13 protein-coding genes and 1 tRNA gene are annotated in these 18,950 nt (G+C 45.3%); 2 read left to right on the forward strand and 12 right to left on the reverse strand.

Annotation, left to right across the window (positions count from 1 at the left end; all coding sequences use genetic code 11):
• Positions 1-17: 17 nt before the first annotated feature.
• The gene (locus tag NC99_RS10725; protein ID WP_082326434.1) at positions 18-4,466 is read right to left on the reverse strand and encodes a hybrid sensor histidine kinase/response regulator transcription factor; all 4,449 of its coding nucleotides are present in this window, start codon (positions 4,464-4,466) and stop codon (positions 18-20) included.
• A gap of 178 nt (positions 4,467-4,644) precedes the next feature.
• Here NC99_RS10725 and NC99_RS10730 point away from each other — a divergent pair.
• Together NC99_RS10730 and NC99_RS10735 are read left to right on the forward strand one after the other, a co-directional pair.
• Positions 4,645-4,715, forward strand: a tRNA-Cys gene (locus tag NC99_RS10730).
• Positions 4,716-5,013: 298 nt separating this feature from the next.
• On the forward strand, positions 5,014-6,279 hold the full coding sequence (locus NC99_RS10735; protein ID WP_053183589.1) for a site-specific integrase: 1,266 nt from the start codon (positions 5,014-5,016) through the stop codon (positions 6,277-6,279).
• Between the two features lie 803 nt (positions 6,280-7,082).
• Here NC99_RS10735 and NC99_RS10740 read toward each other — a convergent pair.
• The 11 genes from NC99_RS10740 to NC99_RS10790 all read right to left on the reverse strand — a co-directional run bounded on the left by NC99_RS10740 (position 7,083) and on the right by NC99_RS10790 (position 18,906).
• On the reverse strand, positions 7,083-9,413 hold the full coding sequence (locus tag NC99_RS10740; protein WP_082326435.1) for a sulfurtransferase TusA family protein: 2,331 nt from the start codon (positions 9,411-9,413) through the stop codon (positions 7,083-7,085).
• Positions 9,414-9,430: 17 nt separating this feature from the next.
• Positions 9,431-9,826, reverse strand: a complete 396-nt coding sequence (locus NC99_RS10745) for a M67 family metallopeptidase (RefSeq protein WP_053183505.1) — start codon at positions 9,824-9,826, stop codon at positions 9,431-9,433.
• Positions 9,827-9,851: 25 nt separating this feature from the next.
• Entirely contained in the window at positions 9,852-10,652 is an 801-nt protein-coding gene (locus NC99_RS10750; RefSeq protein WP_053183591.1) for a HesA/MoeB/ThiF family protein, read from the reverse strand.
• A gap of 29 nt (positions 10,653-10,681) precedes the next feature.
• Positions 10,682-11,920, reverse strand: coding sequence for a PLP-dependent transferase (locus NC99_RS10755; RefSeq protein ID WP_053183507.1), 1,239 nt, complete (start codon positions 11,918-11,920; stop codon positions 10,682-10,684).
• A 19-nt stretch (positions 11,921-11,939) separates the two neighbouring features.
• The gene (gene thiS, locus NC99_RS10760) at positions 11,940-12,152 is read right to left on the reverse strand and encodes a sulfur carrier protein ThiS (RefSeq protein ID WP_053183509.1); all 213 of its coding nucleotides are present in this window, start codon (positions 12,150-12,152) and stop codon (positions 11,940-11,942) included.
• Positions 12,153-12,178: 26 nt separating this feature from the next.
• The gene (locus NC99_RS10765) at positions 12,179-12,631 is read right to left on the reverse strand and encodes an OsmC family protein (RefSeq protein WP_053183512.1); all 453 of its coding nucleotides are present in this window, start codon (positions 12,629-12,631) and stop codon (positions 12,179-12,181) included.
• Between the two features lie 288 nt (positions 12,632-12,919).
• Positions 12,920-13,375 (reverse strand): ATP synthase subunit K, encoded by a 456-nt coding sequence (locus NC99_RS10770; RefSeq protein WP_053183514.1) that lies wholly within the window; start codon positions 13,373-13,375, stop codon positions 12,920-12,922.
• A 32-nt stretch (positions 13,376-13,407) separates the two neighbouring features.
• A complete protein-coding gene (locus NC99_RS10775; RefSeq protein WP_053183516.1) occupies positions 13,408-15,195 on the reverse strand; it encodes a V-type ATP synthase subunit I in 1,788 nt (595 codons plus the stop codon).
• Positions 15,192-15,791: a V-type ATP synthase subunit D gene (locus NC99_RS10780; RefSeq protein WP_053183518.1), complete on the reverse strand. Its 600-nt coding sequence runs from the start codon at positions 15,789-15,791 to the stop codon at positions 15,192-15,194. The genes NC99_RS10775 and NC99_RS10780 overlap by 4 nt, the downstream gene beginning before the upstream one ends.
• An 11-nt stretch (positions 15,792-15,802) precedes the next feature.
• Positions 15,803-17,134, reverse strand: a complete 1,332-nt coding sequence (locus NC99_RS10785) for a V-type ATP synthase subunit B (protein WP_053183520.1) — start codon at positions 17,132-17,134, stop codon at positions 15,803-15,805.
• Positions 17,131-18,906 (reverse strand): V-type ATP synthase subunit A, encoded by a 1,776-nt coding sequence (locus NC99_RS10790; RefSeq protein ID WP_204374968.1) that lies wholly within the window; start codon positions 18,904-18,906, stop codon positions 17,131-17,133. The genes NC99_RS10785 and NC99_RS10790 overlap by 4 nt, the downstream gene beginning before the upstream one ends.
• Positions 18,907-18,950 lie beyond the last annotated feature (44 nt).

An 18,950-nucleotide genomic window follows, 5' to 3' on the forward strand; every position in this document is an offset into this window, starting at 1 on the left:
TCATAAGGATTAACTAATTAATCACCTTCACCATCTGGATTATTACCCTGGCAAACTCTTTTCTGGTATTCCGATGGATTCTCTCCGAAGTGCTTTTTGAATTGTTTGCTGAAGTAGTTTGGATCATTAAAGCCAATAGCAAAAGCCACTTCCGAAACCGTTTGGTTGGTGTCGCACAACAAGCTGCCCGCTTTTTTCATGCGGACAATGCGTAGAAAATCTTTTGGTGAATAACCAGATATCCCCTTCATCTTTTTGTAAAAAACGGTTCTGCCGTAACTAAAATGTTGAAGCAAGGTTTCGATTGAAAAATCCGGATCGGACAGGTTTTCCTCTACCAATTGAACCACCTTGTCCAAAAACTCCTGATCGGCTGCGGAATGTGCCAAAGCCTTGGGTGCTGTCTGCAAATCGCGGCTAAAACGTTCTCGCAGTTGTTTGCGCTGCTTCAGCATATTTTTGATCCGCTTCTCCAAATATATCATATTGAAGGGCTTGGTGATGTAGTCATCGGCTCCGGTCTCAATACCCTCAATCTTGTGCTCTTCCAGCGATTTAGCCGTCAGCAGGATGATGGGAATGTGGCTGGTGTGAAACTCCGTTTTCAACATGCGGGTCAATTCAATACCGTCCATTTCAGGCATCATGATATCGCAAACGATGAGGTCCGGATCTTTATTTTTTGCCAGTTCCAAGCCAATTTTTCCATTTGCCGCTTGCAACACGTGATAATTCGACGATAAATTATTTCGAAGATAAAGCTGTAAATCGAGGTTGTCTTCCACCACCAAAATCGTCTCCTTTTCTTTTTCCGATTTCCTTCCAAGTGGTTCCGCATCCGGCTCATCTTCATCGACCACATCCACAAACTTTTTTGTGTAATTGAGTTCCGGAAGCACAGCCGAACGGTCCATTTCATCTTCGGAAGCGAACACCAACGGCAATTTTACGGTAAAGCAGCTTCCTTTACCCAAGGTGCTTTCAACCGAAACCACGCCACCCTGCATTTCCACAAGCTCGCGCACCAGCGACAAGCCAATTCCGGTGCTTGATTCTTCTTTCCAGCGCGAACGGTTGCCCAGGTTAAACCGCTCAAAAATATGCGGTAAGTCCTTTTTGCGAATGCCTTCACCTTTGTCAGAAACCGAGATCAGAAGCTGGTTCTGTGCTTCGGCCAACTCCAAATTCAGCACAATTCGCTGACCAGAGGCCGTGTGTTTAAAGGCATTGGACAAAAGGTTAAAAACGATTTTCTCAAGCGATCTAAAATCCAGCATCACCGGGCGATCAGGCGCTTCGGACCTAAATGAAAAGTCAATCTGCTTACGTTCAGCCAGTGGCTTGAACGTTTGAAAAATCTCATCCAAAAACGGAACAAGCGCTCCCCGAACAGGTGTTGGCTTGAAAAAACCCTTCTGAATTTTCCTGAAATCCATTAGCTGATCAATCAACTCCAACAAGCGGTGGGTGTTGCGCCTCACCATGCGCAATGGTTTTTCCACCGCTGGTGAAAGATTTCTACCACCAAGCAAGTCTTCAACCGGCCCCAGAATCAAGGCCAATGGCGTTTTAAACTCATGCGAAATGCTGGTGTAAAATTTGAGCTTATCGTCGGCCAGCTGTTTTTCAAACTGCACCTCATGCTTGAGTCGGATGCGTTCCAGGATGATGCGGCGGGCCAGCCAAAACAAGCCAAAGGCCAGCAGAAAGTAAGCGGTGTACGCCCACCAGGTTTTCCATGGCGGCGGGGCAATACTCAAGTTCAGCGTCATTTCCGGGTTAGTCCATACTCCATCGCTGTTCGATGCCCGCATGCGGAACCGGTAATCGCCCGGCTGCAATTCCCGATAAATAGCTGAACTGAGGTTTCCCGACCGGTTCCAGTTTTGCTCGTATTCTTCGAGTTGAAAGGCGTATTGAATTTTTGAAGGGGCTTTAAAGTCGAGCGCTGCAAATTCAAAAGTAATCACATTTTCGTTGTATTTGAGCCGGATTGATTCTGAGGGATCGTTTAAAACATGCCTCGCCTCCGATAGTTTTTCTTTGTCGGTTTTGCCATTAACCAATAAGTTGGTCAGCACCAGCGGAACTTGCCGCTGTGACTTTTGCACAGAATCTGTTTCGAACCAAACCATACCCGAAATATGACCAAAAACAAGCTTGTTTGAGCTGGTTAAAATTCCAGGGCCTTCAGAAAAAGAATTCTCTCCCAACCCGTTTGCGGCATAAAAATTTTCGAATGTTTGTGCTTTCGGATCGTACTTGCTTAAGCCAAAATCGGTGCCCACCCACAAAAAGCCGTGGTGGTCTTCAACAATACTAAGCACCAGGTTGCTCGTCAACCCATCGCTTTCCCTGATATAATCGAACTGAAATGGCTGATCAGCCGGCACCGACTTCAATCGATTGATTCCGCCACCATAGGTTCCAACCCAGATCGTTCCGTCCGAATCCTGCGAAACACCAATCACATCGTTATAAGATAAACCCAGCGGATCATTCGTCCGTTCAATCTGCCGGAACTTCAGGTTGTCGGCCGTCACGTATTGCCCGGCCACGAAATTCAAGCCATTGGAGGTGCCAACCCACATGTTACCCTGGCGATCTTCCAAAAAACAACGCACCCGATCATCGGAAAGGGCGAACTTGTCGTTTTCGTTATGCCGATAATGCAACACTTCCTGCCCATTGCGCAGCGGATTTCGAATAATATTGACACCGCCATGATAAAGCGCGACCCACATTTGTCCATGCCGGTCTTCGTGCAAATCAAACGCATCGTTGTGGCTCAAGCGGCTGCGCTCCGGCGAGCTGGTCGAAAACCGTTGGATTTCTACCTGATTGAATGCGGAAACCGAATGGTTCGAGGGGATATTTTTTAGTACAAATATGCCGTCGCCCTTGGTGCCAATCCAGATGTTGCCGTTTCCATCTTCTTCAAAAGCATAAACGCCCGAATGTATTCTCAAGGCCGGCAGCAGATCCTTCAAATTGAAAAGCGGCTGAAATTCCTGGTCATACACTATCACTTCCCCTCTTTTATTGCCGGTCCATATCCACTTACGACTATCTTCATAAACGGCGCGCACTTCATTGGAAAAATCACGTTCGGCACCTGTTTTGTTTTTCAACGAATGAAAGTTCGACTGTTCCAAGTTGACTTTATTCACCCCGCGCTTGTAGGTTCCGGCCCAAATATTGCCGGACCGGTCGTGTGCAATGGACAAAATCAGGTTCGAAGACAGGCTACCGGGGTTATTCTCCTCGTTCAAAAACTGTTCAAAAACCTCCTGCTCCCGGTCAAAGCGCGATATTCCGCCACCGTAAATCCCCACCCACAAATCACCGTTTTGGTCTTCCTGAAACACCTGCTTCTCCCCTTCCAAAATGGATTGCCGGACTTCGGGCTGAAGCGGATAGTGGGTAAACTTCTGAAGATCGGGCTGAAAACGTACCACGCCACGTAAATCGGTCACAAACCAGCAATCGCTGTGCTGATCGAGGTAGAACGAAGCCAGCAAGTTGGTGGGGAGGCTGCTATTATCGCGATTGAAATACTGTTGGCCCCCCGTTTCACTATCCACGACAAGCAGGCCACTTTCTGTCGCCACAATCACACGCCCATCTTTTGACGCTTGCAGGTCGCGAACACGCTGTGTTCCGTTACTCAGTGCGGGTGTTTTCCAAACCAGTTCGGCTTGGCCCTGGCTTATTTTGAAAAGTTCGCCGGTTTGTGTTCCGGCCCACACCGCCGTTTCGGTTTCGCAAAAAGCCACAACACTCCTACCCGGATCAGCAAGAAACTGCCGCGCCTTTCCCGAGGAATCAACCGACATGCGGTCGTCCGGCAGATAGCTGATGCCCTCGTAGGTTCCAACCCAAAGCCCATTGTTTCGATCGGCCCAAATTTCATTCAGATAATCCGAGGTCAGCCCATTATTTGAGGAAAAAAACCAGCTTGAATAGTCAGGCGATTCGGCTGTAGAAATAATCCGCACACAGCCTTTGCCTCCCAGATACATCCAGACAACACCGGGTGACGACTCATAAACCGAGCTGACGGTACAATCAATATACTCTTCTCCCAGGTTTGAGGGAAAATTAATAAATGTCTCTGTCTGCGGATCAAACCGGTGCGCATGATCATCGTAGGTCGTTGCCCAAATGTAGCCGGCACCATCCTGAAAAAGTCCGCGTATTTTATTGTTCCCGATTGAAGTCGAATCACCCGGATCGTAGTCAAATGTCTTGAACTGTTTTCCGTCGTATCGGCTAAGCCCGTTCAAGGTTCCAAACCAGAGGTAACCCTCCTGATCCTGAAGCATGGTACGCACGGAGTTATTTGCCAAGCCATGCTCAATGGTTAGCTGCTCAAACGACAACTTACTTTGGGCATTGGCCAGCAAAAAAATCAGCTGGAAAAGAAAAGTGATTAGACAATACCTTATCCGTTTAGCAAGATTCATGCGTGCTAAAATAGGAATAAATGAATGACCTGCACCCCTGACCTAAGTAAAATTTGCCAAGCAATACAAACTGTCAAAGTGCAAATAAGTCCTAACTTCAGGAGTTTTATTCAGACGCGGACTAAAATTCTTGCTCAAAAGAAGAAAATTTTATTACATTTGCAGTCCATTAAAAATCGGTCTCTTGGCCGAGTGGCTAGGCAGCGGTCTGCAAAACCGCGTACGGCGGTTCGAATCCGCCAGAGACCTCTTTTTAGGATTCCAAACGACATCAAAAGCCAGTAAATCGTTGATTTATTGGCTTTTTCTATTTTTTAACATATCAAAATAATCCAATCAAAACCATATTGCTGGTGTACGATCCGGTGAGCTTTTTTTTATACTAAATTTGCTCACCAGCATCCTTGCATTGATTTGTATATCTGAAGGATACGGAAACAGAACTCATTAATTTATTGGCAAAAATGATCTTGTTTGAAGCATTTTCCGGTGAGCAAAAATGGGATCATCAAATAAAACAGTTCAGAACACACTAAAACAAATGAATATGGAAACGATGCAATCATTTGGAATTCAGTTTATCACAAGACAAAGCAGAGAAAAAAATGATCTAAAAAGCCAACGAATTTTTGCCCGAATTACCATCAATGGTTCAAGGGCAGAAATCTCATTAAAACAACGAGTGGAACCTAAGGACTGGAATTCAGTCAAAGGAATGGCAAAAGGCAAATCAGGAGAGCAAAAAAAACTCAACCAATTTCTGGATCAGGTAAGAACAAAATTATCTAACATCTACAGGGAACTTATGGTAGAAGGAGAGCTGCCCACTCCCAAGGCTGTAAAAAACCACTTTCTTGGAATTAAAGAACAGGGCAAAACTCTGCTCGTCGCTTTTGACTATCATCAAAAGATATCCACGAGTGACCTTTCAGAATCAACCCTCCAACATTATGAAACTACCGGGAAATATGTGAGAGAATTTCTACACAAACGCCTCCAAACATCCGATATATATCTTTCGAAAATAAACTACAAATTTATTACTGACTTTGAGTATTTTCTGAGAACACGACAACCAACGGATCATATAAAACCATTATCCAACAATGGAATAATGAAGCACTTGGAACGTGTACGTAAAGTCATCAAATTAGCGAAGAAACTTGAATGGACAAACAAGAATCCATTTGAGAGCTATCAAATTAAGTTCAAGAAATTTGATCGTGAATATCTGGAACCAGACGAACTGCAAATTCTGGAAAATGCAGAATTCAAGGTAGATCGCCTAAAATACACCAAAAATCTCTTTATATTCAGCTGCTATACAGGACTCGCCTATAGCGATGCCATTCGGTTAAAATTGGAAAATATTCACCTCGGAATTGACGGAAACTATTGGATTATTACAACACGAAAAAAGACCAATACCGCATTAAGACTTCCAATATTGCCTAAAGCCCAGGAAATAATTGAGCAGTACAAGGATCACCCCCGTTCAGTGCATCGCGGAACAGTATTCCCTGTGATTTCTAATCAAAAATTAAATAATTACCTCAAGGAAATAGCAGATATCTGTGGGATTAAAAAGAACCTCACTTTTCATTTGGCCCGGCACACTTTTGCCACCACGGTAACCCTTAGTAACGGAGTCCCGATCGAAACGGTCTCAAAAATGCTTGGACACACCTCGTTGCAAACGACACAGATTTATGCTAGAATTGTTGATACCCGCATGTCTGATGACATTTCAATTCTGAAATCAAAACTTGAAACAAAGGAAATTCCGATAAAAAAAGTTAACCATTTGAAGTAATAAAGAGTCGATTAAATTCATTCAATATGTTTACTGGGAACGGATCATATATGTCAATTGCAGGGAATAAACTGCAGACTCCATTTCTTTTGCACTTTACTTTTCGTTCAAAGTCCTCCACCTGCCGATGGATCTTTTGACCCACTTTTCATCGCGGTTGTAACGAAAGATATCCTCCAGGGTTGCTTAGTTTTCTTGATCTATTTTGATGTCCCCATACTTAAGGTCATTATTACTCATCTGGCTGATTCTGCGGGCCTGATAATTATTGCCGGCCTGGGTAAGCACATCCCATAATCGACCCGCCCGATCCTAATGACCTTCCATGCCTGGATACTTCTTTATATTTGTCCCAGACTAAACGGGGCAGTTATACTGGATGACGGATCCCAGCTTCCGTGCAAATCCTTTGATCAACTTGAATCAAAAAACCATCATCGCCGGCTTGTCTTATAGAGTAACTTGAAACGGGTTTTAAGTTTCTGAAATCATTCATTATAGATCGCTGCCACCTTGCACACTTTTTCATGGCTTCTGGCACGCCGCTAAATTTAAATTTTTGATTTACTGGCGTGAGCTATCCCGGATGAGGTCAACGGGGTGCATGTCAGGTTTTCCATGCGAAGAGAATGTGAGATATCGAAAGGGAAAAACTGAACACATTCGAAGGACGGTTACCAAGAATAGCAACCGCCCCTTTATCGTTCCGGGAAGCGAAATAACTTTGTCAAAAAATTGAGTGGCAAAGAAATAGCACACGCAGATCACCAGCAATTATTTAGAAATCCATTTTTTCCAAATTTTTATTTTTTACGGATTAGTACTGACCAATAATTTTCCACATTTTTGACCTCTGACACGTCATGCCCTTCACCGCGCACCGAACCGGGAACATTGTTGATCGGTGCTCCGTCATCCAGCAAAATTTCTAGGAATTCACCGGAATGCATCTGAGCCAGTTCGATCTTGGTCTTCACAAAATTCATTGGACAAGCCACTCCCCGAAAATCCTTGAAACGTTTTTCTTGTGCTTCATTTTCGGGGCTTTCAGATTTTGGCTTTACCTGTTTCACTTTAAATTGAAGAGAATCATCCATGCTATTGTATAGCTCAATAACGGATGAAGCCAATTCAAAAATGAGTCCCTGGTATTCCTGAAAGTTGCCTTCCGGATTTTTTAGGGCCAGTTGAACCACCGGACCAAATTTCATATCCACATGACCCTCACGGATAAAGTCATCTTTGAAAGCGGTAAAAACCTCCTCCCGGTTTTTGGGTTCAATTCCACGGGTAACCAGCAACATACGCGAAGCATGAAAAACAACTTCATACAGTAATTGACTCGTTGCTGTTTCATGGAAACTTTCTTTGATCTTCTTCTGAAGTTCCAGGATGAAATCCCTGTCAAAATCGATCATGTCAAACATTCCGGCAGAACATTCAGCCTGCCCTTTTCCCGTCAACGAGAACAATTCCTGCGCTCCCCAATCGAAATAATAATTTTTGTCTTCTTCAAACGACGGGACCTCGTCGTACTTTTTCAGCAACTGACCGATTTCTTTTTCCCCTCCAGCTTGCAAATAGGAATCGAAACCGTCATATGCTTCTTTTCGAGATGCGTACAATTCTATCACTTCTGCTGCAAAAACCGGAAGATCACGGGCGCTAATCTGGCCGATCATCTCACCCAAACGAGCTATGCCCCAGCCAGTCTGTCCCCCAAGCGTGACGTAATAAGCCGGGTAAAGCCTTTCATTCCGCGAAGCCCGTCCGTAAAATCCCAGATTAGCTACCTGGTGTTGTCCGCAGGAGTTCGGACATCCGGACAAATTGATCCGGAAATTAGAAACCTTATCCAATGTCAGTTTATCGAGAGTCGAAAGCCTGGATTTAATGGCTTTTGACGCTCCTTTGGAAAGGCAAATTCCCAGTCGGCAAGTATCGGCGCCGGTACAGGCCACCAGGCTGTTTAAAATCCTCGGAGAACTGATTTCAATCCCAATGGTATTTAAAAGATGAAAGAGGCTTTGCAGTTGATCTCCGGGAATATTCCGAAGTAAAATATTCTGCCTCATGGTTAAACGGAGGCAGCCGGGCCCAAAAGGTATCAAAATTTGCGATAAACGTTCAAGCGTCTTTGCACCGGCCATGCCATGTTCAAACGGGATTTCCACCGAATATAACCCTTGCTGCCGTTGTTCATTCACATACCTTTGGGCCCAAAGAGTAAAAGCCCTGCTCCCGTCATGAGCCAACCTGTTTGGCTGGCTGGTTGATGCAGGCATTTCAGGAAGGTTCAACGGGTATTTTCGTTCTTGTTTCAGTTGATTAAAGTAACCGTGAAATAGCTCAAAAACCTTTTCTACTCCCAGTTTATAAAAGATGTATCGAATCCTCGCTTTGTGCCGGTTACGGCGGTTACCATGTTCTGAAAAAAGCTGTTTAACCGCTTCGGCAACATATAAAATATCCGACGCCGGAAGAAAGTCAAACAATAAATTCCCTGCCGATGGTTTTGAGCCCAGTCCGCCGCCAAGAAACACCTTAAAGCCTTTCTCCCCGTTTAAAGTTGTGGCTAAAAAGCCCAGATCGTTGAATAGCGCATTGGCATTGTCTGACTCGTTTCCGGCAAAAGCGATTTTGTACTTCCGCGGCAGCGACCATGAATCGGGCTCGGCGATCAGGGTATTGGTCAGCGCCACCGCATACGGCGTCACATCAAACTCTTCACCCGTAGCAATACCGGCATCTTCTGAAGCCATGATGTTACGCACAGTGTTCCCTCCGCCTCCCCGCGACGAAAGGCCCAGATCATACAGTTCAGCAAGAATAGCGGGCGTTTGCTCCAGGCTGACATTGTGAAACTGTAATTCCTGGCGGGTTGTGAAATGGATCGGTTCGCAGCCATGTTTTGCGGCAATTCGTGCAACACCAAGCAACTGCGCAGGAGAAATTACTCCGGCAGCACAGCGTGCCCGTACCATATAGGTTCCGTTGTTCCGCTGCTCATAAATTCCCATCGGGACACGGATCGCTTTAAATTTGACAGGTTCAATTGTCCCACTCTGAAAATCTGTTATTTCGCGGGAAAAAGCTTCTATTTCACGTTTTAGTGTATTGGGTATCGTGTACATGATTTTTTTTGAATTTCTTAAATGAGTGTATAATCAACCGACGTGACTTTTCCGTTTTCGATCTTGAAAAATTTCAGGATTTCAGCGGGTTCAGCCAATGAAATGATACCATATAAAATTTGAGGATCGAATGCCAACCTGATATCTTCTTTCGAAGGCCTGGCCGGCGTTTCCGGGTGACTATGAAAGTTGGCAATAATTTCCAGCCCTTTATTACGGGCATTGATCATTGTTTCAAATTGCTCTTTCGGATCAAAGGAGAAATGCTCCGGGCTGTGATCGATATTGGTCAACCTGTAACAATGGGTAATTTTATTATCCTTTCCCGCCAAATAGCCACAGGCCTCATTGGGCAACTCCTCCCTGGCAATCTGTTGGATTTGTTCCAGGACGTTTCGCTTTATTTTAATCATTTGTCTGTTGTTTTTAACGATTCGATTAATGTAAATCGCAAGCTGGCATTTCCTCCATCTCCAGAGTCTTGATTTCAGGATGTTCTCCACAGAGTTTACAGTTTTTGTTTGGTGTGAAATTGACTTCCCTGAATTTCATTTTCAGTGCATCGAAAATCAACATGCGGTTGGTGAGCAAATCTCCGGTCCCAACCAAATATTTGAGTGCTTCCGTCGCCTGAATTGTTCCCAACATTCCCGCTATAGAGCCTAAAACTCCCGCCTGAGAGCAGCTGGGCACTGCATCTTTTGGTGGCGGCCCACCAAATACACAACGGTAGCAGGCACTTCCAGGAACATAAGTCATTGTTTGCCCCTCGAAGCGAAGAATGCCCCCGTGCGAAAATGGCTTTTGCGCCATCACGCAGGCATCGTTCACCATAAATTTGGTGGGAAAATTATCGGTGCCGTCAATTATAAAATCATAATCGTTGATGATCTCGAACGCATTGTCCGGCATCAACAGCGTCTTGTAAGTGTTGACTTTGACTTCTGGGTTGATCAGCTTGATTTTATTGGCAGCAGATTCCACCTTGGGAACATTCAGGTCAGCGGTAAAATGGATCACCTGCCGTTGCAGGTTCGTTCGGTCCACCACGTCGCCATCAATGAGACCAATAGTTCCTACTCCAGCCGCAGCCAGGTAAAGAGCCACGGGCGACCCAAGACCACCCGCACCAACCACCAGCACCTTTCCTTCCATAATTCTTTGCTGGCCTTCGACCCCTACATTCTGCAGAATCAGGTGGCGGCTGTACCGTTCAATTTGTTCTTCCGTAAAATTCATTCCTAACGATTTTTGGTTTTTGTTTGCTTTCAAATTTGTTGAAATGCACTTGCCAGATCATTGATCAGATCTTGCCTTTCTTCAATGCCCACGGCCAACCGGATAGTGGTTTCGCGAACATCAAGCGACTTCAGCGTGGCAGCATCGTACTCGCAAAAGATCGTCGATGCCGGATGCAGGATCAGTGACTTGTTATCATTGATATTCGTGGCTTTCCGGATTAGCTGAAGTCCATTAATCATCTCGAAACATTGCTCCTTCGACTCCAGGTCAAACGTAAGCACTGCTCCTGGTCTCTTTCCAAACTGCTGCTGGCTGACTTCATAAAAGTGAGAACTTTTTAAGCCAGGATAGTTCACCGAACGTACCTTGGGCTGGGCTTCCAGCCATTGAGCAATAGCCTGTGTATTGCGACAAGCCTGGTCTACCCGGAGCGTGAAAGTTTCCAGTCCCAGTGACTGCAACCAGGCATTGTGTGCAGATAAAGTTGCCCCCAAGTTCCGGGCCACTTCTTTTCGCAGTTTGGCCATTAGTGCGAACGGTCCGAATTTTCTTGCGAACGGAGCGACTTTCCGGTTTTTAGCCCAATCATATGTTCCATTGTCCAGAATAACTCCTCCTAACGCAGTGGCACCTCCAGAAATGAACTTGGTGCTGGAAATCATCTCCACATCAACGCCAAACTCTTTCGACCGAAAGAGGTAAGGTGGAGTGAGGGTAGTGTCGGCCAACAAAAGCAGATGATGCTTACGCGCTATGGTTGCCAGCTTCCTGGTATCCGCCACTTCCATTTGCGGATTGGTGATGGTTTCGAAAAAGATGGCCCGTGTATTTACATCAATCAAAGGTTCGATCGTCTCAGTCCGGCTGAAATCAGCAAAACGAAATTCGATTCCCAAATCCGTCAGCGTTTCGGCGAACAGCGAATAGGTATTGCCAAAAATCTTTCGGGTGGTTATGATATTCTCTCCTTGTCCGGCAATAGCAACCAGCAGGTTACTGAGAGCAGCCATTCCAGTCGAAAAAGCCATGCTTCCCAAAGCCCCGGATACTGTGCGCATTTGATTTTCAAAATGCTCCAATGTCGGGTTAGTGATCCTGGAATAGACATGCCCGGCTTTACTGCCTCTGAAAGCCGCTTCAATCTCTTCCGCTGAATCAAAACTAAATGCAACACTGTCATACACCGGCATCCGCAGCGCTTGATGGCTATCTTCACGCAAATAAGGCGTGTGCAAAACTTTAGTAGAGAAGTCAAGTGGTTCCATACATTTAGATTGATACCTTTTAAATTGAACCACCGCCCATGAAATAAAGGAAATCAACCTGATCATTTTCTTTTAGGAGGGTTGATTCTAACTGTTCTTTAGCAATGAAAGCTCCGTTTAACTGAACTGTTACCATTTCAACAGTCTGAACGCCGTTCGCTTTCAAAACTTCTGCAACCGAAACCTGTGTGCTTTCAATTGCGCTTTCTTTTCCGTTAATTTTAATGTTCATTGTTCTTGATTTTTATTTTTAACTATTCAGATTGCTGCTGCCTCCAAGACTAGATTAAAAGAAAGTGGAGTTGGATTAGCAAGATTATCATTGATTGGACACCGGGCTTTGATCGTTTTGATCCAGTTTTCAATTTGTCCAGGCGATGCGTCTGTCTCAGGTGAAAAGTGCACATCAATTTGCTTGAACCCGGCCCTCTCGTCATCTGATTTTCCCAGCAGCCGGGCAGGATTAATGCTTCCCTGAACTGCTATCTCAAGTCTTTTAAGATTTACACCTAATTCACGTGCAGTAAGATGTGCAACTACATTTATGCAACCTGCATAACTTGCCAATAAATACTCAACAGGATTGGCCCCAAAATCATCGCCGCCCAAAATAGGAGGCTCATCAATAATAAGATTAAACTGCCGGACATCTGCAGAAAAGCGGGCTGCCGACTGAGCCTTTCCCTGGACTCTAAATTTAAGATCTGTCATTCTATTTTAGTTTTTTGATAAAAAAAAGCCTCTCACAATGTTGTGAAAGGCTCAGAATTTATTCGCTCTTTAAATATGTCTCTGTATTTTATAAAAGCATGACTCCACCTTCCACATGTTTGAACAACATACAGCAACACATACACATCATGCTATTGGAAAGTGATAAGTTCATCAATTTTGTCTTTTGATAGTAATCCTACCGTTATTATAGGATGTAAACTTAGTAATTATTCAGAAATTTGTCCCCATCACCCCTTTATTTGTAATGGTTATAAATAGGCCGTATTATAGAGAATTACTGATCAGAAAAGTCACAGCAAATGCAACTATGGCATACAGTTCCGGAAAGACAGCCAGAATCATTGTTTTTCCAAAAACATCATATCCTGAACCGATCCCGGCGATGCCGTTTGCAGTAATGTTTCCCTGCTGGATGGCCGAAAAAAGGGCGACCAGACCAAGTGCAAGGCCAGCGCCCAGAAAAGCCGCCCCGTGCAACATCGTGACCGCTCCCAGGGAGGCGAGCTTCAGGTTCATCACGAAAAATCCGGCAAATCCATACAATCCTTGTGTCCCTGGCAAAGCGCTTAACAGCATGTAGCTCCCAAAGGCTTCATCTTTCTTTTTCAGTGCACCGATGGTTGCATTACCACCTTTTGAAACTCCAATAGCGCTGCCAATGCCTGATAACAAGACCATCAACGCTAATCCCACATAAACGAATACATAAGCTAAATCCATGATAATAAATTTTTAATTGATTAATAGTTTTTTTATTTTGAAAATGGCATATAGGGCTTACCACCTCCTTTAAACCCGGCATTTTTATAAAACTCTACAAATGTCAAACGCATTGGATGAACAAATGCCCCAAGTGATGAGATAGCCAGGTTTGCCGTATGCCCGACCACAATGATCAGGAAGAAGATGACCGGTCCAACATAGGGTGCCTGGCCAAATGAAACAGCCATTTGGTTGATGACCAAACCCAAAATAGAACTGGCAATCCCCAATGCAAACAAGCGGATATACGACAACAAATCGCCAAAAATACCCGTGACCGTATTGTACATTTCCCAAAGCCCGCCGATCATCCGCATGTGAATCGACCCGGTTCCGGAGAAAAAGAGAATCAATAAACCAGACAACATGAAAAGACCGGTTTCCATGACCTTCTGCAGGGTAGAAGTTCCGGTATCTTTCAAAAGAAACTCGAACACGGCTGCAGTGAAAAACAAAAGCAGCCAGCCCACCGAACTTAAAGCCTGGAGCGGGTAAGGTTGTTTCAACTGGTTTTTCACCCGCAGGACGATACCGAAGATGATTTGTATGGCACCTATGATTAATGCCAATGTAAAGACTTGTTCGCTTTTCAGGAACATTTCCCTGACATTCTCCAAAGCGGGCACCTTTGCAAGCTCAATTCCGAAGAAAGTTCCGAAAATCACACCCATGGCGAAAGTGGAAACACCAAAAAGCTGCCCCAATGTCAGAAAGTTTCTCGTTTCAGAAGAAACAAACCTTTTGGCAATGGTTGAACCCAGCAACAAAACCAATCCATAGCCTGCATCGCCCAGGCAAAAGCCAAAAAACAGCATGAAGAACGGGGCGAAATAAATTGTCAGGTCCAGCTCTTGATAGGCTGGCAATGCAAACAATTTGGCAATTGGTTCAAACAGCCTTCCGAATTTATTATTTAGTAGCTGAACCGGCGGCTCTTCGTCTGCTGTGCCTGGCGATTTTTCATACATGATATGATTTTCCTTCAGGTATCTTTTCAATTTTGCTTCCGCGGTCACAGGCACCCAGCCTTCCAACACCTGAATGGCCCCTTCTCCTATTTCGGCCGCCGGATGGTGACAAACCCGGAGCCAATCCAGCCTTGCCTGTATCCATTTCAACCTGTTTCGAAGTACTTCCCAACCCGTATTGGCAGTTGTTCGTAATTGCTCTTCGATACTGTCGATTTCCTTTTTTGCCGCTTCCGCTTCTTCCGTCAACTGAACAAACTGTTTCCGGCAAGGAAATTCCTTTTGGCATCCTGCAAATTCTTCTTTGGACTGACCAATAACAACAAATTTGATCACTTTTGAATCCTGGTGCACAATTTCCAACGGGAAACCGTTCAACCAATCTGCATTAAATTTTTTGGGCGAAGCGGAATAGAAATTGAGTGTTAATCCAACTTTAGTCAATTCGTTCACCAGTTCATCCGAATAATCACCCCAGATTTCGCGAATTGCTTTTGCTTTCCGCAGAAGGACCAATTCTTGACGATTTGCTTCCAGTTTTTTATATAACCCGGCGGTTTGATCCACAAGTTCAGCAGCCTTCCGGTCTGCTCCTGTAGTCTTGTCCTCCGGATTTTTGTATGGTTTTAGTATTTCAAGCGTTTTCCTAATCCTGTCTGTTTCTGGGCCAAGAACATCAACTTCACAGGGAAGTGAACCGTTTTTGCCGGTATCGACATGTACCACCCCCAGTTCTTGCAAATCATCAAGAAAATCCGGGTATAACCTGTAATACAGGACAAATGAATATTTCTTCATTGGAATAATCATGGTAGTTCCTCTTTTTGAATTTTTGATTTCAATAATTTCTGTGCAGCTTTTGACAAATTGTCTTCATCTTCCAGATATCTTTTAATCTGGCGGATTGCTGACTCCAAAGAAGGTATTTGTACCTTTTCGAATAAGTTTACTTTTTGGGTCGCCTTTTTCCGGGCGCCTTCAAGCAGCGCGAGACGCTCTTTCATCACCTGGTGTTTGGCCAGAGCATGAAACAGTTTCTCGAGTTTGGGCAAACCATCGCTAAACCAATCGGGAGAGGCTGTCATGGCAAATTCCTGTCTTTGTGACTTCACTCCTTCAAAGCGGGGAATGAGAATACCGGCAACTTTACTATTGCTGATCCTAACCTCTTTCACCTTCAGGAGGGAAAAGTCAAACTCGTTCCACAAAATTTTCCAGGGCTCTATCTCTTTTTCGACAGCATCGCGTTCAAGCTTCGCTTTTTCAAGCTCTCGCCGGGTCTCCAAAACCATAGCACGCAAGGCGGCTTCCTTGTTTTTCAGAGTAGGAAGCGCTTTTTTTCGCACCGTGAGCTGTTTCTGAAATTCACGCAGCGTGGTCTTGTTATATTTGATCTGTAGCTTCATCTTCGATCTGTTCAGACGATTTGTTTTACATTCCAGTACAGATCGACAAATTCCTGCTTCATTCCGGCTTCGTCTTCGGTCATGTATTTCCCGAACAATTTCCAGGTCTCGTCCAGCATCTCATTTGTTTCCAGCTTGACATCGATGGCCAGGATGTTACGCGAATAGTCTTCGGCGAACAGGAGCACGCGGCGGTCGTAATCCGATAATTCGAACCCGTTTTCCAGCTTGGTTTTCGAGTTGGCGGCATCGGCGTAAAGGCGGATGGCGGCATTCATGACCTGCGGATGGTCTTTCCGGGTCACCTTGCCGATCACCAGTTGCTTGAGCCGTGAAAGGCTGCGGAAGGGATCAATGATCACCTTATTTACTTCGGGCGAACGCCGCAAAAAAAGCTGTCCTTCCGTAATGTATCCGGTGTTGTCCGGGACGGCATGGGTGATATCGCCCCCCGAAAGCGTGGTTACGGCCAAAATGGTAATATTTCCGCCATCAGGGAACTGTACTGCTTTTTCATAAATTTTGGAAAGGTCGCTGTACAATGAGCCCGGCATGCTGTCTTTCGAAGGGATTTGGTCCATGCGGTTCGCCACGATGCTCAGGGCATTGGCATACTGGGTCATGTCGGTGAGCAGCACCAGCACCTTTTCATTTTTCTCAACGGCAAAATGTTCGGCGGCTGCCAGTGCCATGTCGGGAATCAGCAGACGTTCCACCGGCGATTTGTCGGTAGTATTGATAAAACCAATGATTTTTGATTCGCCGTAACCTTGTTCGAACGTGTTTTTGAAGAACAGGTAATCATCACGCGTCAGGCCCATGCCTCCGAGAATGATCTTATCCACCTTTGCACGAAGAGCGATTAGCGCCAGTACCTGGTTGTACGGTTGATCCGGATCGGTGAAAAAAGGGATCTTTTGTCCCGAAACCAGGGTATTGTTCAGATCAATACCGGCGATACCGGTGGCGATTAGTTCGCTGGGTTGCTTACGACGTACGGGGTTCACCGAAGGCCCTCCAATAGGATAGGCACGCCCTTCAACGGCAATCAGCCCATCAATTGGTTGTCCAAAGGCATCAAAAAAACGGCCATTCATATGCTCGCTTAAAGGTAACATGGGCGTTTTTCCGGTGAAAATAATTTCTGCATCATTGCGTAAACCTTCAGTCCCTTCAAAAATCTGTAAAGTGACTTTATTCCCTGCAATTTTCACAACCTGTGCCGCACGGCCCTGCACGTAAGCCATTTCTTCGTAACCCACGCCTTCCGCTTCAAGGGTGCAGGTTGCTTTGGTGATATTGGTCAAACGGCAATATATTTTTTGAAATGCACCAGGTTTCATACTTCTACAGTTTTGAGGTTAATAATTTGATCTAATTCATTTTCATAGGCGCTAAACTTCTCCGAATTGAATTCACTGTAATTCATTTGTTTGAATAAATTGATGACTCTTTTGAAGAAGTTGCGCACCCGGTTGAAATCGTCAAATCCAAAGTCTGTCTGAACGATTTTAATCACTTTATCCATCATGTATCGTTGCCGGTCCGGCGGCGTATTGCAATCGATATCGTCAAATGCATCTTGCTGGAGAATAGCAAAATCAATCAGCTCTGCTTTCCAGAAGGTTTCATGGTATTCAACGGGTACGCCATCATCACCCAGGATATTGATCTGCTCATTGATCTCCTGTCCACTGATCATGAAGTTTTTCACAAAGTCAATTTTTTCAATCCAGTTTTCATCAATTTCCTGTTTCGCAAATGAGATGTATTCATCATATTCCAGGTATTTCGAATAACTTTCAATGGGATCGATCGCCGGGTAGCGTTTGCTGTCAGCCCGGTTTTGTGAAAGGGCGAAAAAACAGCGGGCCACTTTTTTGGTGGCTTCGGTTACTGGTTCCAGCAGGTTTCCCCCGGCCGGTGATACCGTCCCGATAAAAGTGATCGATCCGCTTTTCCCGTTGTTTTGTACGGTGAAGCCTGCACGCGAATAATAATTGGCGATGATGGCCGACAAGTCCATCGGGAAAGCGTCGGGCCCGGGAAGTTCTTCCATCCGGTTCGACATTTCCCGCAGCGCCTGCGCCCAGCGGGATGTGGAATCGGCCAGAAGCAAGGTTTTCAATCCCATGGCACGATAATATTCGGCAATGGTCATGGCTGTGTAAACCGAAGCTTCTCTGGCTGCAACTGGCATGTTCGAGGTGTTGGCGATGATCACGGTCCGTTCCACCAGCTTTCTACCTGTTCGCGGATCATCCAGATGCGGGAATTCGGTGAAGATTTCCACCACCTCGTTGGCGCGTTCGCCGCAAGCGGCGATGATCACCACATCGGCAGCGGCCTGTTTGGCCAAAGCATGTTGAAGAACCGTTTTCCCGCTTCCAAAAGGTCCGGGGATAAAACCTGTTCCACCTTCCAAAATTGGGTTCATCGTATCAATCACGCGGATTCCCGTTTCGAAGAGTGTTCCCGGCCTCCTCTTTTCGCGGTAAACTGTAATTGGCAATTTCACCGGCCAGGTCTGGATCATGTTTACTTCAATCTCTTCACCCTCATCATTGGTCAAACGGGCAACGATATCGGTAATTTTATGTTCGCCTTTTTCGGCTATCCAGCTTAGTTTGTATTCGCCTTCGAGTTTAAAGGGCGCCATAATTTTATGTTGGACGTGGTATTCGGGCACCTCGCCAAGCCAATCGCCGGCTATGACCTTCTGACCGGTTTCTGCCAGCGGAGTGAATGGCCAAACAGATTCTTTGTCGAGCGGGAAAGTCCGGGCGCCGGGTTCGAGGAACATTCCCTCCATTTTGTCAAGATCGTTCTGCAAACCATCATAATTCCGGGTTAACATACCGGGCCCCAGGCTGACTTCCAGCATGTGACCTGAAAAAAACACTTCTATGCCTGTCCGGAAGCCACGGGTAGTTTCAAAAACCTGTGCATAGGCTTTGTTCCCCTGTGTTTTGATCACTTCGCCCATGATTTCCTTTCCATTATGGAGAAAGAAGCAAATCCCGTTTTGAATGAGCGGCCCGTCTGCAACGGCTTCCACCAGGTTGCCCACGATGGCTATTACTTTTCCTTTGCTGATAATTAAATTATTTTCCATAATTATCTATTTTTTTTACCGGTTGGGAAAGCTTATCCGTCACC

Origin of the sequence: Sunxiuqinia dokdonensis (genome assembly GCF_001270965.1) — a bacterium.
Taxonomy (GTDB): domain Bacteria; phylum Bacteroidota; class Bacteroidia; order Bacteroidales; family Prolixibacteraceae; genus Sunxiuqinia; species Sunxiuqinia dokdonensis.

Coding starts and splice junctions, on each gene's coding strand:
- NC99_RS10725 (WP_082326434.1), bottom strand. CDS start 4,466: ATGAATCTTGCTAAACGGATAAGGTATTGTCTAATCACTTTTCTTTTC.
- NC99_RS10735 (WP_053183589.1), top strand. CDS start 5,014: ATGGAAACGATGCAATCATTTGGAATTCAGTTTATCACAAGACAAAGC.
- NC99_RS10740 (WP_082326435.1), bottom strand. CDS start 9,413: ATGTACACGATACCCAATACACTAAAACGTGAAATAGAAGCTTTTTCC.
- NC99_RS10745 (WP_053183505.1), bottom strand. CDS start 9,826: ATGATTAAAATAAAGCGAAACGTCCTGGAACAAATCCAACAGATTGCC.
- NC99_RS10750 (WP_053183591.1), bottom strand. CDS start 10,652: ATGAATTTTACGGAAGAACAAATTGAACGGTACAGCCGCCACCTGATT.
- NC99_RS10755 (WP_053183507.1), bottom strand. CDS start 11,920: ATGGAACCACTTGACTTCTCTACTAAAGTTTTGCACACGCCTTATTTG.
- thiS (WP_053183509.1), bottom strand. CDS start 12,152: ATGAACATTAAAATTAACGGAAAAGAAAGCGCAATTGAAAGCACACAG.
- NC99_RS10765 (WP_053183512.1), bottom strand. CDS start 12,631: ATGACAGATCTTAAATTTAGAGTCCAGGGAAAGGCTCAGTCGGCAGCC.
- NC99_RS10770 (WP_053183514.1), bottom strand. CDS start 13,375: ATGGATTTAGCTTATGTATTCGTTTATGTGGGATTAGCGTTGATGGTC.
- NC99_RS10775 (WP_053183516.1), bottom strand. CDS start 15,195: ATGATTATTCCAATGAAGAAATATTCATTTGTCCTGTATTACAGGTTA.
- NC99_RS10780 (WP_053183518.1), bottom strand. CDS start 15,791: ATGAAGCTACAGATCAAATATAACAAGACCACGCTGCGTGAATTTCAG.
- NC99_RS10785 (WP_053183520.1), bottom strand. CDS start 17,134: ATGAAACCTGGTGCATTTCAAAAAATATATTGCCGTTTGACCAATATC.
- NC99_RS10790 (WP_204374968.1), bottom strand. CDS start 18,906: ATGGAAAATAATTTAATTATCAGCAAAGGAAAAGTAATAGCCATCGTG.